Raw genomic sequence first — 15661 nt, 5'->3', positions numbered from 1 at the left:
TGTTTAATTGCCCTCCTCATCCAAATTGTCTTTAGTATAACGCAAATCTATTTCTGGTGCATGAGCCACTCCCTTATTATCAACCTTCAGTAGTCCAATCATCACAGCAATAATGCTGCTTTTTCTCGAATAGGCAATGTACATTGCCTGCCACTTAGGAGAAAATTTATTTTTGTAGTGATGTAAGCCTTCAAAGGAATAAACTTTGGATCCGAATTGATAGACTAAGTTAGCTAATCGCTCGCGTCCAAAGCTTTGCCGATGAAGTCCAACATTGGCTAAGGGTGACATGCCTAAATTAAAAGTTTCATAGTTTTGCGACTTTGCATACTTGAAGACATTAACAAAGAGAACATCCATCACCCCATTAGGTGCTGAGGCGGTGAAGCGCATTAAGTCAACTGCCATCTGCTTTTCTGTGTGTGAAACCACCAATGAAGCAAACGCCTCAATGCGATCATCTTTTTCCAAAATGGCCACCTCGCCACGTTGCAAATAATTAGGGTCAAAAAAACCTAATGAGTAACCTTTTTCATCGCGACCAGCTAACCATTCATCACTAATTGCCTGCATTTGCGCAATGACGTCTGGACTGAATGGTGGTGTCAAAACTTTGAATTCAAAGCCAGCGCGACCAGCTTGATTCATTTCTGAACGAATATTCTGCATTTTTTTACCAGCCGTTGAAAAATCAGCAAGATTAACATGCGCCTCTTCACCTAGTTTGAAAAAGTCATAACCAAACTCATGAGCTAGCATCGCTACACGCTCACTGACCTCATAAAATACAGGTACGTAGCCGAGTCGATCAGCCGCCTCAACAAAATCTTGCATGGCTTCAGCAAAATAACGTGATTCCCCAAATGGATCACCCATCACCATAGCCTTATTATTGACTAATCTAAACTGTAAACCAACAACATCATGTTCCTCAACTTGATAAAAATAAAGTCGTTTATCGCCCAAAAAAATCAAGCTGGTATAATGGTTGTCACCAATTGATAAGATATCTTGTACACGCTTTTCATCAAATTCAGTGCCTAATGGCCGTTGTTTGGCATGCAAAAATTGTGCTAACAGCCAAACAGAAATCGCGACAATCGCTATCGTAATGGCTCCTAGCCACCACCAATGAATAGATGGTAAATGACCAACATGTGTGAAGTGACGATGAATACTTGGCACATGTATGAAGCCTAACATTAAGTAACCAGCAATCAGGGCGCCCCATATCACACCATCAATGGTTTGTTCTTCCCAAGCGTGTATAAACTGTGAGCGGTATAATGTTTTTTTGCTAAAAATAACTGCCATTAATACTAAGCCAATCAAAATCAGTGGCAATAGATGGCGATAGAAAAATAGCACATATACGACTGTCAGACTTAAAACAATAATAGTTGATTGATAAGCACGCGCTACACGATTAGCCACACCACGTGCGTTCATCAAAATTAAGAATCCTAATAGAATACTAGGCAATTGATTAGCCAATGCATAAGTAATCGGCCACAATCTAAGTTGGTTAAATAATGGTATTCGCTCAACGATTTGAGGCATCGTACCAGATAACACCAGTAAAATACCAGATAAATAAAGCGCGATCGTCACCAAACGATGTACCACGGCTTGCGCAACATAATGTGGCACGCCACGAAAATTATGATTAATTTGTTTTGATAGCCGGAAAAATAGCAAACCCAGCGCACTCAATAATGGTACTAAATTAAAGGTCACACGATACAAAATGAGCCAAATGACACCGTCAACACGAGATATACCAAACAAACTAATCAGCAATAAAACCGCCACTTCAAACGCGCCCCAAGTACCCGGCGCCATTGAAATCAGGGCAATTGTGCTAGCAATAACGAAGACAATTAAAATATTTAACCAGCTTAATTTAACATTAATGATAATGCCGATGATTAAAAACAAAATCATTTGCGCACTAACAGTAACCACAGCATTTAACATTAATTTGCCAGCAACTGGCCAAGTCAGTCTATCCCAAGCTTTCAAACGTGAACTCAATGATACTGCCAAAGCGGTAATCCCAACAATGATTAATATGGCCAACCAACCGATTTCATCGGAAAAATAGTGACTATGCCAAACTAACAAATCAAATAAAACTAATACTGCCGATAACAGTAAACCAGTTTGTCCCAAAAAATACATTTGTAAGAAGGGTTTCACGCCATTCTTACGCGCTTGGTCACTATAAAAAATGCGCCGTAACAACACGCTCAAGACACCAAAAAAACCAACGTTAAGGTTAATCACATTAATGAGCCATGAACGTTGTAATAACTCGCTATTACTCAGCTGATACCCCTGCCAGCGACTTAATATTTGGTCATTATATAAAGTTGGCAGCACCGCCAACAAACCCAGCAAAATCAAGATAGCAGCTTGCCACCATGCCACGTCGTTAATACTTGACCAAATTGCCTGCCAGGTAATTTCACGTGTCATAATGATTAGTTGTGTCACCAAAATCAAGGTAATGGTTGGAATAACCAATCGTAATAATAAGTGTTTAAATTTTTGCATCATTTCCCCCTATTAAAAACGGTGCCACCAATTGCGCAAACTTACGCGGGTTGGTGTAAGTAACAAAATGCCCATGTCCCTTTAAAATCATGACTTGCGCATGTGGCATTATTTCAGCAATATGCTCGATATGGCGACGCTTGACCAAATCAAACTCACCGATGACTAGCAATGTAGGAATGGTTAAATCTGACAATTGCTGACACGTAATATTGAGCGGTTCGCTCATCACATGTAATTGCTCATGACGCCGCTTAGCATAAGCACTGAAAGGTGCCATTGCCGCAGTCGCGACTTGTGCAACATTATCTCCCCACCAAAGAATTTTGTAGACGCCTTCTGAAGTCAAATTAGGCGCATTAAGTACCAAACGCGACACATGTTGCGGGTATTTTATGGCATATTTCATAGCGATGTTGGCGCCATCACTGTAACCCAAAATGACCACTTGATCAACGTGTAACGTCATACGAATTTGTTCAATGTCACTAATTAAATCAGTAATCTTAATATCCGTTTGTCTATTATTAGAGCGACCATGCCCTCTTGAGTCAATCGCAATGACATGTAAGTGTGCGGCATAGGTTGGCAATTGTCGCTTAAAATGACGCGCAGAACTACCGTTACCATGCAACAACAAAACAGTTGTTAGTGTGTCATTCCCATATTCATCATAAACAATTTTTGTACCATCCGACATGGTTAATGCATGTGTTTTCATATTTTCTCCAAAATAAAAGGAAGCTTTCGCTCCCTTTTATTATACCGTTAAGAAAATTTACTTGCTATCTGATGGCTTGTCAGTATCATCAGTAATCTTTTCTGTTTCTTCAACTGTTTCGGCTGGCTTCAAGTCATCAACTGTTGGCTTGTCTGCCACAGGCGCAACAGGGTTCTTGATTGTACGAATTGCTGACAATTCAAATGTCAAAATAACGCCTTCAGCGTCTAAATCAACAGTTTTTGCAGCGTTGTCGACGCTGTCCACAACGGCATGTAAGCCACCGATTGTGACAACTTCACTACCCTTTTGCAAGCTGCTTTGCATAGTTTGTTGTTGTTCACGTTGCTTTTTTTGTTGACGTGACATAAACCAAAACATTGCCACGATAATCACCAATGGCAAAATCAAATTCCAAGACATGTTATATCCTACTTTCTTCATTCTGTGAGCATATTTTGACTAAAGCCCACAATTTCACTAGTATCTCTATTGTACCAAATTTAAAAAAGACGTGCATTTGGTTTGTTGTAACCGTATTCTTCCATGACTGTCTCACGGAAAGCCAATAACTCATCGTTTTCAATCGCTGTGCGCATATCTTCCATGAATTGTAGCAGGAAGCGCAAATTGTGCTCTGAAGCTAATTGCGCCCCCAGTAACTCATTAGCGTTAAACAAGTGATGCAAGTATGAGCGTGTCAGATTTTGGAATGGGTTGTAATCTGGCAAATCATATTGTGCTAAGTTACCAAATTGATCACGACGAATTGGATTGGGTGAGTAATAGCTCAAATCTGGATCCAATGGCGTGAAATCATTTTTGTACTTTGAATTTTTGATGACGACACGACCAAATCGTGTCATTAAGGTACCTTTACGACCAATTCGAGTGGGCAACACCGAGTCAAACATATCAACCCCACGAATAACGCCGTCAATCAACGAATCAGGTGCTGCCACGCCCATAAGATAGCGCGGCTTGTCTTCTGGCAACAGTGGCATAGTAAAATCAAGCACGCGGTTCATTTCTTTTTTAGATTCACCAACTGATAAACCACCAACTGCATAACCAGGCAAGTCCATGCCAACTAAGCCATTAGCAGACTCCGTACGCAATGCTTTAAAACCAGCGCCTTGGACAATACCAAACAGCGCTTGAGTGTCAGGATTTTTGTGGGCAACTTGCGCGCGTTCGGCCCAGCGTAATGACCGTTGCATTGATTCCTTAATATATTCATAAGTCTCAAAGTACGGAATGGCTTCGTCCAGTTGCATCATGACATCTGAACCCAAATTGTTCTGAATTCTCATCGCCACTTCAGGTGAGAGAAACATCTTGTCACCATTGACGTGGTTTTGGAAAGTGACGCCTTCTTCTTTGAGCTTACGAGCGTCAGCCAGTGAGAAGACTTGGAAGCCACCTGAATCAGTCAATATGGCTTGGTCCCAACCCATATATTTGTGTAAACCACCAGCTTGCGCGATTAACTCATCCCCAGGACGAACCCATAAGTGATAGGTATTGCTCAAAATAAATTGAGCCCCAATATCCTTTAATTCACGCGTGCCAACGCCTTTAACGGCTCCTTGTGTACCAACCGGCATGAACATTGGCGTCTCAAATGTGCCGTGCGGCGTGTGAATGCGGCCACGTCTTGCGCCAGTGTACTTCTCGGTATGCAGATGTTCATACCACACTGCCGGATGTTCTGATTTTGCCATGTTATTTCTCCATATTTAGCAAGCAACTTGCTAGAAATCAATTTTTTCAGTTAATTAGTTACTTTCCTATTGTACGTGAAAAATCCGAACATTGTCAAACATACAAGACAACAAAAAAGCAAGGCGCCGCCATGCTTTTTTTAAACAGTATTACAATAAAACTCTTTGTCACATCATTGCTTTCTATTGTGAGTGACAATTTGTTCACCACCAATAATGACAACATCTGCAATATTTATAAACAGACCATGTTCGACAACACCAACTTGGCTTTCTAAATATTCTGCTAATTCTTGAGGATTATCAATATAATGCAAATTCAAATCAATGATGTTGTGCCCTGTATCTGTCACAACTGGATTCCCGGCATTGTCAAGACGTAGAACCGGATGGTAACCCTTTTCTTCAAAGTTTTGAATCAACTTACCACTACCATATGAAATAATTTCAATAGGCAATGGAAATGATCCTAATACACTATGAACTTTGGTTTCATCTACAATCCAAATGTTAGTTTTAGAATTATTTGCGACAATTTTTTCCATTAATAATGCAGCACCACCACCTTTGATACCGTTCATGTAGGCATCTACTTCATCAGCACCATCAATGGTGACATCGATATGATCAACCATGTCAATATCAACGACTCTTATGCCCAAAGCACGACATTTTCTTGACGTATCTTTAGATGTTGTGACACCTGTGATATCTAGTTCTTTTTCAGAAATATAATCTAACAAAAAGCTAACAGTAGAGCCTGTGCCCAATCCAACAATCATACCGTCTTTAATGTAATCAAGGGCGGCTCTTGCTGCTTTTTGCTTAAAAAGATCTTGCTTTGTCATTATAATACCCTCGTATTATCATTATTTTTTTTAAACTGTTCCTCAATATCTTTACTGTTAGGAATAGATGCAATTGCACCTGCACGACTAACTGCAATCGAGCTAGCTAAACTACTTCGCAACAAAGTTTCTTCTAAGTTAGCATAATCAGCATGTAAGTTAGCAGCGATTGTACCAATAAATGTGTCTCCTGCTGCAGTAGTATCCAATGTCTGTACCTTAAAAATTGGTAAGAGCTGACTTTTGTTCAAAACCTTATAGTAAACGCCTTTATCACCCAACGTAATAATAACATTTTCTAATCCTTGCCCTTGCAATTTGTGATAAATAGTCTTTTCGATGACTGCCACTTCAGTTGTCGGATTTTCATTGGCTAGTGCAGCTGCTTCAGTTTCGTTTGGAACAATGAGATCAGTATAATTGATGAGTTCTTGATCTAATTGTTTTCTAACTGGAGCAGGATTCAAAACAGTCATTGCGCCTGCATTCTTGGCAATTTTAAAAGCTTCAATAACAGTTTCACTTGGGACTTCTAATTGTGCAACGACAATGTCTGCTTTCTCAATCACCTGTTTTGCATTTTGAATATCAGCAACATCTAGACGAGCGTTAGCTCCGCCATTTACTAAAATAGTATTATGCCCGTTTTCTTCTAATAAAATAACCGCCGAACCTGTACTTTGTTGTTTTGAAACAATATAATCCGTGTTGATATTTTCTTGACGTAACAATTTTTTAAAAGCGTCGCCGTTTTCATCATTACCCACAGCGCCAACAAACGTCACTTCTGATCCTTGTCTGGCTGCAGCAACTGCTTGATTTGCACCTTTTCCACCAAAACTTGTTACTTGTTCCCTGACAGACATAGTTTCTCCTTGCAGTGGCAAGCGGCCTATTTTTGTAATGAGATCTATGTTTAAACTTCCAATCACGACAACCTTGTTCATTATTTCAAACCTTTCAAATAGTTATTTATATTTATCCGCTACAATTAATTCTAGAGGTGATTTGATTTGACTTGATACTTTTTCGCCTTTGAAATATTTATATGCAGCTTGAACTGCTAATTTACCCATTTCTTTTGGTTTTTGAGCCACAGTAGCTGCCATCTGTCCTTTTTTGACTGCATTAATGCCATCAACAGAACCATCAAATCCAACAATAACGATATCAGGATTTGATTTTAGTGCTTGGACAGCACCTAAAGCCATTTCATCATTTTGAGAAAACAATCCTTTGATGTCAGGGTGAGCTTGAGCAATATTCTCAGCAGTATTTAAGCCTTCCGTACGATCAAAATTTGCAGTCTGTTTTGTCACAATATCTAAATGCCCTTTAGCAGTATTATCAAATCCAGCACCGCGTTCACGCGTAGCAGAAGCTCCTGGAGTCCCTTGCAACTCAGCAATTTTTGCTTTTTCTCCCAGTGTTTTAATCATAAAGTCAGCAGCCATTTTGCCACCCTCTTTTGAATCAGAAGCAACTAAGCTCAACACTTTTCCACCATCTGATGAACGATCAATTGTGATAACTGGAATACCAGCTTCATTAGCCGACTTCACTTCCGGTGTAATAGCTGAGGAATCAACTGGGTTAATGATTAATACATCAACTTTTTTTTGAATTAAATCTTCAACATCATTGCTCTGTTTATTAGTGCTATTTTGTCCATCGTAAACCTGAACTTTTGATCCAGATTTTTTAGCTGTTTCTGTAACGCCCTGTTTGATAGAAATAAAGAAAGGATTATTGAGAGTAGAGAGAGAAACACCAATTTTTAATTCACTCGGTTTCTTGTGCTGCAAAACCGTATTCGTTTGAAAGGGATTGCTGATAGAGAACACGGCTCGACCGGAAACAACGAACACAATAGCGTAAATCAGTGCTAAAGCACCAACAGCAATACCTAATATTTTCTTTGTCATAATAATTTAAACCCCTCACTTAAGCTTTCTTTCGACGGTCTAACAAAACAGCAATAATAATCACAATTCCTTTGACAATTTGCTGATAGAAGCTAGAAATACCAATCAAATTCATACCGTTATTTAGTGTTCCAATAATCAATGCACCAATTAATGTTCCGAAAATACGACCACGACCACCGGCAAGTGAAGTGCCACCCAATACGACCGCAGCAATAGCGTCCATTTCAAAACCTGTTCCTGCATCCGGCTGTGCCGAACTTAAACGTGAAATTAAAATCATACCAGCAGCTGAACTCATAATGCCGGAAATAACGTAAATCCATGTTTTTGTTATATTGACTTTAATACCTGATACAAATGCAGCTTTTTCATTACCACCTAATGCATAGGTCTTACGTCCAAATGTCATTTTGTGTAACAGAATGTACAGAATAAAGAATGAAATCAACATGATAATGACAGGCACCGGAATGCCGAAAAAGTAACCGCGCCCAATAAATTGGAAAATAAAACTATTGTTCATGGCTTTGCTTGTAATCGGATTACCGTTAGTGAACACATAGGTTGCACCTCGAAAAATTGTCATTGTCGCCAACGAAGCGATGAATGGTGCAGCTCCGCCTTTTGTAATAATCAGCCCATTCAGACCACCTAACAGACCACCAAATACAATACCGATTAACATAGCAATCAATGTTGGCACACCACTTGTAATCATCATTGCTGAAAGTGCTGATGTCAGTGCCAAAATAGCACCAACCGACAAATCAATACCACCTGTTAATATGACAAAGGTCATACCAAAGGCAATCAAACCATTTATTGATACTTGTCGCAAAAGATTGAGCAAGTTGTTGGGATCAAGAAAACTTGGATTCATCACCGTCGTAATTAAAGCTAGTACTATCAGTGCAAGAACTGGTCCTAATCCTGACAATTGCTGCAATATTTTTCTGTCTTTCACTTCTTTCACCACTTTCTGTTCATTTCTAGTACTAGTCATTCGCTTTTCCTCCAGTTGCAAGTGTCATAATGTCTGATTCTGTTACATGTGAACTATTATCAACAATAGCCATCATATTCCCTTCATACATCACAGCAATGCGATCGCTCATTGCCAGAACCTCTGGCAGGTCACTAGAAACCATAATAATAGCGACCCCACGATTAGTTAATTCATTGATAAGATCATATATTTCTCGTTTAGCTCCAACATCAACACCTCTAGTTGGTTCATCCAGGATCAATATCTTACTGCCAGCACCAATCCATTTTGCCAAAACTACTTTTTGTTGATTACCACCTGATAAACTACCAGCATCAATGTTTGTACCATCTGTTTTTATAGTTAAACGTTTTACTAGCAAATTCACAAAGTCATCTTTCACTTTTTCATCTATGAAATGTTTTTTGACTAAATCTTTTAAGCTAGCCATTATAATATTTTCAGAAACTGAGAAATCTAAAATCAAACCTTCATCTTTACGATTTTCAGTTACAAATCCAATGCCTTGGTTAATGGCATCTGAAGGTGACATAATTTTGACTTTGTTACCATTGATGGCAACATCACCACCATTTCGATGATCAACTCCAAAAATGGCACGCATAATTTCAGTTCGACCCGATCCCATTAATCCTGAAAATCCTAATATTTCACCCTCTTTAACCGTGAAATTAATATCATGAAACTTATCATTACTTTCCAAGTGAGTAACTTCTAAAACCGTTTTGCCTGTCTCAGCGTGTCGTTCAGGATAAAAATCACCAATATCTCTACCCACCATATTAGTTACTATTTTTTCAACGTTTGTTTCAGAAATAAATGATTCATCAACCGTGTGGCCATCACGCATAATTGTAATTTTGTCAGCAATTTCCATATTTTCTTCAATACGGTGACTAATATAAATAAAACTGACACCTTGCGCCTTTAGATGATTAACCGTTTTAAACAACGATGTGATTTCAGAATTAGTTAAAGCCGCTGTTGGTTCATCCATAATAATCACTTTGGCTTCAGACATCATTGCCTTAGAGATTTCAATCATTTGCTGTGCACCAATGCTTAGATCACCAATCATTGCGTTTAAATTATAATTAATATTTAACGTTTGGAATATTTTTAACGCTTCTGCACGCATTGTTTTTTCATCAATCATGCCCCACTTATTTTTTACTTCTTTGTTCAGAAACATATTTTCTAAAACGGTCATCTCACCGAAATTATTCATTTCTTGATGAATAAAACTAATACCATGTTCTTCTGCGTCTTTGGGTCCATTGAAATGTACTTCTTTGTCGTCAACCAAAATTTGTCCTGAGTCAGCATTCAGTAACCCAGTCAAAATATTCATTAGTGTTGACTTACCGGCACCATTTTCACCCATTAATGCATGCACTTCAGCATTATCCAAATGAAAGTTTACGTCCCGTAAAACATGATTATTACCAAATGATTTAGAAATACCGAGCATATCAATTTTCATGTTTTTCACTTTTCCTTTTCATTAAAATACGACACCACTTTCAAGAATGATATTAGCATACGGTGTCATTTCACCAGTTCTAACAAATGCTTTGCTACGTTTTAAGTTTTGCTTTAATTGTTCATGGGAAATAAATTCTATGATGACCCGATCAGAAAATCTATTCTTCACTTCTGTTAAGATTTCAGGATTGGCTGCTTTAATTTCTTCCGCTAAATAAATTTTTTGAACCTCCAATTCTATTAGAACTGTATCCAGTACGTCTATAAAGTGTGGCAACCCATTTTTGACACTCAAATCAATTTTTGAAGTTTCCTTAGGTACTGGAGTACCAGCATCCCCGACTGCTAACCAATCTTGATGTCCCATATCAGCAATGACAGCTGATAGATCCGAATTCAATACGCCGATTTTTTTCATTTCTTCTCCTTCTTTAGTAAAACGTTTTACTTTTAGTTCAAAAAAATAAGCTGAACAAATAATGTAAGCGCTTTCTTTATTTATAATTTACCGCTTAGTTATCTCAATGTCAAGGGAAAAGCACAATTAAATGATTAGAAATATAAATTTTGTCAAAATTGTTTATGCAGTTCCGCCATAGATGCTAGTGGATTCACGTTTTATCAACGTTAAATTGAATTTCTGAATTTGCGCGGGCAAGTTTGGATAATTAATTCTATTCATTAAAAGTTTGATCGCTGAAATCCCAATGTCCGTAACCGGTTGACTGACCGTAGTTAAAGCTGGCGTTACAAATTGTGCATAATCGTCGTCATCATAACCTGCCAGAGAAATGTCTCTGGGAATATTCAAACCACTATCAATAAGGCCCCTTATTAGACCCAATGACATCGCATCATTCAATACAAAAACAGCACTAACTTTACTGGCAATAACTTTTTTTGTCACAGCATAACCACTATGCTTTGACAAATCTGCCGTATTGATGATGATGGGCTGAATATTTTTTGGGGCTAACACTTCTACAAACCCTTGCTGGCGCTGCAACATATTATGTGTCATTTTTTGAGGCGAAACGATAGCCAATTTCGTATGTCCTAAACCTATGAAATGATTAGCAACTAGTCCCCCACCTCGAAACTCATCTACAATGATACGGTCATGCGCTTGCTGATTACTATTTTGATCTAACACCAGGTAAGGAATATGCTGTTTAGCTAACAGTTGATAAATTTTCATGCTTTCTGGAATTGATCTGCCAATAATCAGCCCACCGACACCTCTTGCAACTAATGAACGAATGGCACTTTCAATTTTATTATCTGCTGCAGCAAAAAATACCAAACGTACGCCGTACGCTTCATGTTTCTCCATACTTTCAATTAAGTTGGCAAAAAATGGAAGGCGAAAAGATGGCACGATTACACCAATCAAAATGGAATGAAAACCTTTTAAAGTTTTGGCCGCAATACTAGCAATATAGCCAAGCTCATCACGTGCTTTGAAAACTCTGTCTCTGGTTTGGTCGGAAAAGCGTCCACCTTTACCATTCAAAATTTGAGATACAGTTGTCGTTGAAACACCTGACGACTTGGCTACATCTTTAATTGATACCCTTTTCATTTAGTTCTATTCCTTTCATTATTTAGCTTTTTCAAATTAATATAACGCAAAATAATAAAACTCGCCACTTTTCTGTTTGTATATCATAAACGTTAATCATAAAACTGATATAGCGCACTGCAACAAAAAAAGGCAACAAACCGTTGCCCATCAAATATTTATCCTTTATGTTGCCAACCAACAATTGACACATAGAGATCATTATAGTCTGCGTCAGTCGAGTCTTCAGCGACATAGACATATTCTCGCATGATTAGACCACCATCTGCTTTTTTTATGTCCAAATGCTCAGATAGCACATCAAGATTAGTAGCTGTCTCACAGCGAATGATAATTCTTGCTTTTCCACTTAATGAAGTAAATGTTCCACTAATTACTGGTAAAGGATCAGTCCCTGTTCGGCTACCGTGAAACAATTGTGCACCATTTTCATCCTCAATTGTCACGTCCATCGGCGCACTAGTTTGCGTCGTCATGTTGACTAAGAAGAAAACGCCTTTTGGAAATGAAAGTGCTTCATTTTTAACTTCTTTTAACATTGTTTGTTCCCCTTTTCTATTCTTGATTCTATTAGCGTCAATCCGCCAATAGCTGCTATCTATCTGTAAATAATATCATCGCTTATTTACAACCTCATTTTAATCAAAAATTGTGCCCATTCTGAGGCGAAAGCAAGATCTTATCATGAACAAATTAATGACTGTGCTCCTTGGTGACATCTAATATCATATAGTCATGTTCAAAAAAAAAACGACAAAATTGTCATTTTTTCTACCGAGTCTGAACAAAGTATTATGTGGCAAGCGTATCCCCATTATGTCGTTTCATTACTGGCACCAGTTAAGACTTTACTGGCGCTCCTTACCCCAGTAAAAATACAATCGCCATTTTAGAACGCCGTGTATGCCTAGCTTTTTTAGCTGTGACAACGTCAAGCCGCCACACTAAAATTACTTAAACGCTTGCCAACAAACAACACTTTGAAACTAAACTCATTCTACACTATTTGTCAACGTCCATGTCAGTTCAGATAACAAGCTTTGGTCCAAAGCATTACTAAGATCACCAGTACCTGACAAATCTAACGCAAAACTTTTTGAATCATGGTTAAAAGCTTTAGTACTTACACCACGTGCCGGAGCCGCTGCGCTGTCTACAAAGGTTACTGGACTTGATAACGGCATTGAATTATACATGATTGGCAAAGCTTCTGCTGTAGCCATCGTGTTCGAATAACTGTTATTCCAGTCACCCGTTTGTTGAACTTGAATACTATAAGTACCACTTGGATTAGCCGATGTTTGTTCCAACGTTACCTTACCCGTGGTTCCGTTGGAAGCGTCAGGCGTAAAATCAGAAATGTTTGATAAGTCCTGATTTTGGAACGTCACATTATCTGCTGATGCGAGCACTAACGAACCATCTTGATCTGAAAACGATACCGTTCCATTTGAGTTAGCTATGTTATCAGCACTCACTGTGCCAACTAATGGCGAGCCAGCTAATAATAATGCTAAGCCAGCGGTGATTGTCTTTGTGTAGACTGTCATAATATATACCTCTTCCTTTTATGTATGTTGTGGTCACGTGGTAATATTTATCACTTCTCCACAAGACTATTATCTCTAAAAGTTGTGAAGTTTCGTCGAATAACTGATAACTTAACAGTGAACGAAACAGCAAGATTATGACTTTTTTTTGAACCTATTACTACCTTTTACATATCGTCTCAAGCGCCTTAACCATAACGATTATCGTCTTTTTTTTATTTTTTTGATTTTGAATTAAATTTTTGAGAATGAGATGAGGTCGTCCCCTGTTAGAATTTCTGATGAACAAATGAATAACAGAAGGAGAGAAAGCATGTTCAAAAAATTTACCACGCTGTTTAGTTTAGTGGTCATGATGAGCACTTTCGCTGCAACCCCAATAGCTGCAGCCACACAGAGTGCGACAACTGAAACACCAGTTGCCCGATCAAGCACCACAAACAATAACAGAACTGATGTTGCCAAACAACAAGAAACAACAAAGGCAACAACGCTTCCAGTCAACGCTGAGAAGTCATCAAGCTTACCAACCACACAAAATCAAAAAGCTAACAACCAATTAGCCAATACACAAGCACAATCTCGTGCGCCTGCCTTGAAAGAAACAGACTGGGGTGACCAGTTCGTAACACACGCCGAATTACAAGATGAGAACGGCAACCCCAAAACAAATTTTGGGATTTATGACAATATGCAAGCTCATTGGGACTATAACATTCCCGCAGGAACTGCTATTAAGTCCGGAGATACAATGTCGGTCAATGTGCCTTCAGTATTGACATTGCAATCTGATGTCACATTTGACATTAAGGACGCTGCCGGCAATGTCATTGGGCATGCTGTGGCTGATCACACAACGGGTAAAGTAACGATTACATTCACTGATTATGCAGCGGAATCAGCCAAAAATGGTATAAGTGGTTCTTTCAACATTTGGGTTCACTGGAATCATAGCCAAGTAGAAGAAGATACAGATGTACCGATTGATTGGGGAACAAATGGTCAAACCATTCATGTTGACCCTGATGGTAATCCAACACCAGATCCAAATGAAGTCTTGTATAAATGGGGAACAGTTGATTCTAATGATCCAACACTTATTCATTGGACAGTGAGACTGAATTTAACACAAGAAAAGATTAAAAATGGTGTTTATACAGACTTCATTGGCGACAATCAACAAGTTGTCAACGGTACAGTGGCTGCAATTCACGGTTCTTACAACGCTACTTTTACAGATTTCACAAAAAGTAGTGATGTGCCGGCTGACGCAATCTCTTACGATTCAGACACGCAATTCCATATCAATATTGGTGATTTTAGTGATACCGTTCTAATTAATTATGACTCTCGTGCGACCGATGGCGGTCAATCTTCCAAGTATGAAAATGCTGGTCAGCTTACTGGTGACAATATAGAAACGCATACCGTAGATATCTATACACCAGATAATGGTGGTGGCGGTGGTGGCGAAACCACTGAAACTGTATCAGGAACGAAAACTTGGCAAGATGATAACAACGCTGAAGGATTACGTCCTGACGCAATCATCGTTGATCTTTACCAAAATGGTGTAAAAATTGATAGTAAATCCGTTTCTGAAGAGACAAACTGGCAATATTCATTCACTAATTTGCCAAAATATGATGCTAATGGTGATGCCTATACTTATACTGTCAAAGAAGAAGCAGTTGATCACTATGTTTCAACACAGAACGGTAATAATTTTACCAACACGCTATCTGATATCACCACAGTTTCTGGAACGAAAACTTGGGACGACAGCAACAATCAAGCTGGTCTGCGTCCTGAAAGTATCAAAGTTAACTTGCTAATAGGTGATAAGATTATCCAAACAAAAACGGTTAGCGCGGCAGACAACTGGGCATACAAGTTCACTAATTTGCCAAAGTACGACGAAACCGGCAAAAAAATTGTTTATCACATCACTGAAGACAAGGTATCAGGCTATAAAACGGAAGTATCAGGTTATAATCTAATCAATCATTTGACGCCAACACCTGAACCAATCGATCCAGTGACACCTGTTAACCCAACACCGATAGACCCAAGTTCACCAGTCACTCCAAATTCGTCCGCAACTAGCACTTTAGAAACTGCTACTGAAAAGCAGAACTTGCCAAATACTAGCGCAGAAGCTAAAACGACAGTACCTCTAGTATGCTTAGCATTGGTAATGACTACTATTACTCTGATATGGTATCAAAAGTATCGCAACTAACAACAAAGCTCATCAAAAT

General features: G+C 38.7%; 14 protein-coding genes. 1 reads left to right on the top strand and 13 read right to left on the bottom strand.

Going from position 1 to position 15661, the window contains the following annotated elements; genetic code table 11:
* Positions 1–3: 3 nt before the first annotated feature.
* The 13 genes from mprF to FF105_RS01475 form a co-directional block, all read right to left on the bottom strand.
* Positions 4–2556, bottom strand: coding sequence for a bifunctional lysylphosphatidylglycerol flippase/synthetase MprF (gene mprF / locus FF105_RS01535; protein ID WP_290046165.1), 2553 nt, complete (start codon positions 2554–2556; stop codon positions 4–6).
* Positions 2543–3277 carry an alpha/beta fold hydrolase gene (locus tag FF105_RS01530; protein WP_010279970.1) on the bottom strand — a complete coding sequence of 245 codons (735 nt, stop codon included), beginning with the start codon at positions 3275–3277 and terminating at the stop codon, positions 2543–2545. Before FF105_RS01530 ends, mprF begins: the two co-directional genes overlap by 14 nt.
* 57 nt (positions 3278–3334) lie before the next feature.
* On the bottom strand, positions 3335–3700 hold the full coding sequence (gene yajC / locus FF105_RS01525; protein WP_010279973.1) for a preprotein translocase subunit YajC: 366 nt from the start codon (positions 3698–3700) through the stop codon (positions 3335–3337).
* A gap of 80 nt (positions 3701–3780) precedes the next feature.
* Positions 3781–5001, bottom strand: a complete 1221-nt coding sequence (gene tgt / locus FF105_RS01520) for a tRNA guanosine(34) transglycosylase Tgt (RefSeq protein WP_010279975.1) — start codon at positions 4999–5001, stop codon at positions 3781–3783.
* Between the two features lie 173 nt (positions 5002–5174).
* The gene (gene rpiA, locus FF105_RS01515; protein ID WP_010279976.1) at positions 5175–5849 is read right to left on the bottom strand and encodes a ribose-5-phosphate isomerase RpiA; all 675 of its coding nucleotides are present in this window, start codon (positions 5847–5849) and stop codon (positions 5175–5177) included.
* Positions 5849–6796 carry a ribokinase gene (gene rbsK / locus FF105_RS01510; RefSeq protein WP_147651035.1) on the bottom strand — a complete coding sequence of 316 codons (948 nt, stop codon included), beginning with the start codon at positions 6794–6796 and terminating at the stop codon, positions 5849–5851. Before rbsK ends, rpiA begins: the two co-directional genes overlap by 1 nt.
* Positions 6797–6817: 21 nt before the next feature.
* Positions 6818–7774, bottom strand: coding sequence for a D-ribose ABC transporter substrate-binding protein (locus FF105_RS01505; protein WP_010279981.1), 957 nt, complete (start codon positions 7772–7774; stop codon positions 6818–6820).
* 19 nt (positions 7775–7793) lie between these two features.
* Positions 7794–8780 carry an ABC transporter permease gene (locus FF105_RS01500; protein WP_010279984.1) on the bottom strand — a complete coding sequence of 329 codons (987 nt, stop codon included), beginning with the start codon at positions 8778–8780 and terminating at the stop codon, positions 7794–7796.
* Positions 8773–10266 (bottom strand): sugar ABC transporter ATP-binding protein, encoded by a 1494-nt coding sequence (locus tag FF105_RS01495; protein ID WP_010279988.1) that lies wholly within the window; start codon positions 10264–10266, stop codon positions 8773–8775. Before FF105_RS01495 ends, FF105_RS01500 begins: the two co-directional genes overlap by 8 nt.
* Positions 10267–10287: 21 nt before the next feature.
* Positions 10288–10686, bottom strand: a complete 399-nt coding sequence (rbsD, locus tag FF105_RS01490) for a D-ribose pyranase (protein ID WP_010279991.1) — start codon at positions 10684–10686, stop codon at positions 10288–10290.
* A gap of 162 nt (positions 10687–10848) precedes the next feature.
* Positions 10849–11850 carry a ribose utilization transcriptional repressor RbsR gene (gene rbsR, locus FF105_RS01485; protein ID WP_010279993.1) on the bottom strand — a complete coding sequence of 334 codons (1002 nt, stop codon included), beginning with the start codon at positions 11848–11850 and terminating at the stop codon, positions 10849–10851.
* 158 nt (positions 11851–12008) lie between these two features.
* Positions 12009–12389: a hypothetical protein gene (locus tag FF105_RS01480; protein WP_010279997.1), complete on the bottom strand. Its 381-nt coding sequence runs from the start codon at positions 12387–12389 to the stop codon at positions 12009–12011.
* A 453-nt stretch (positions 12390–12842) separates the two neighbouring features.
* On the bottom strand, positions 12843–13400 hold the full coding sequence (locus FF105_RS01475; RefSeq protein WP_290046156.1) for a chitinase: 558 nt from the start codon (positions 13398–13400) through the stop codon (positions 12843–12845).
* A 313-nt stretch (positions 13401–13713) separates the two neighbouring features.
* Here FF105_RS01475 and FF105_RS01470 point away from each other — a divergent pair, with 313 nt between their 5' ends.
* Positions 13714–15642, top strand: a complete 1929-nt coding sequence (locus FF105_RS01470; RefSeq protein WP_010280002.1) for a Cna B-type domain-containing protein — start codon at positions 13714–13716, stop codon at positions 15640–15642.
* Positions 15643–15661 lie beyond the last annotated feature (19 nt).

The organism is Leuconostoc sp. UCMA20149, assembly GCF_030400235.1.
Taxonomy (GTDB): domain Bacteria; phylum Bacillota; class Bacilli; order Lactobacillales; family Lactobacillaceae; genus Leuconostoc; species Leuconostoc pseudomesenteroides.
This window is presented reverse-complemented; position numbering and strand designations above follow the sequence as displayed.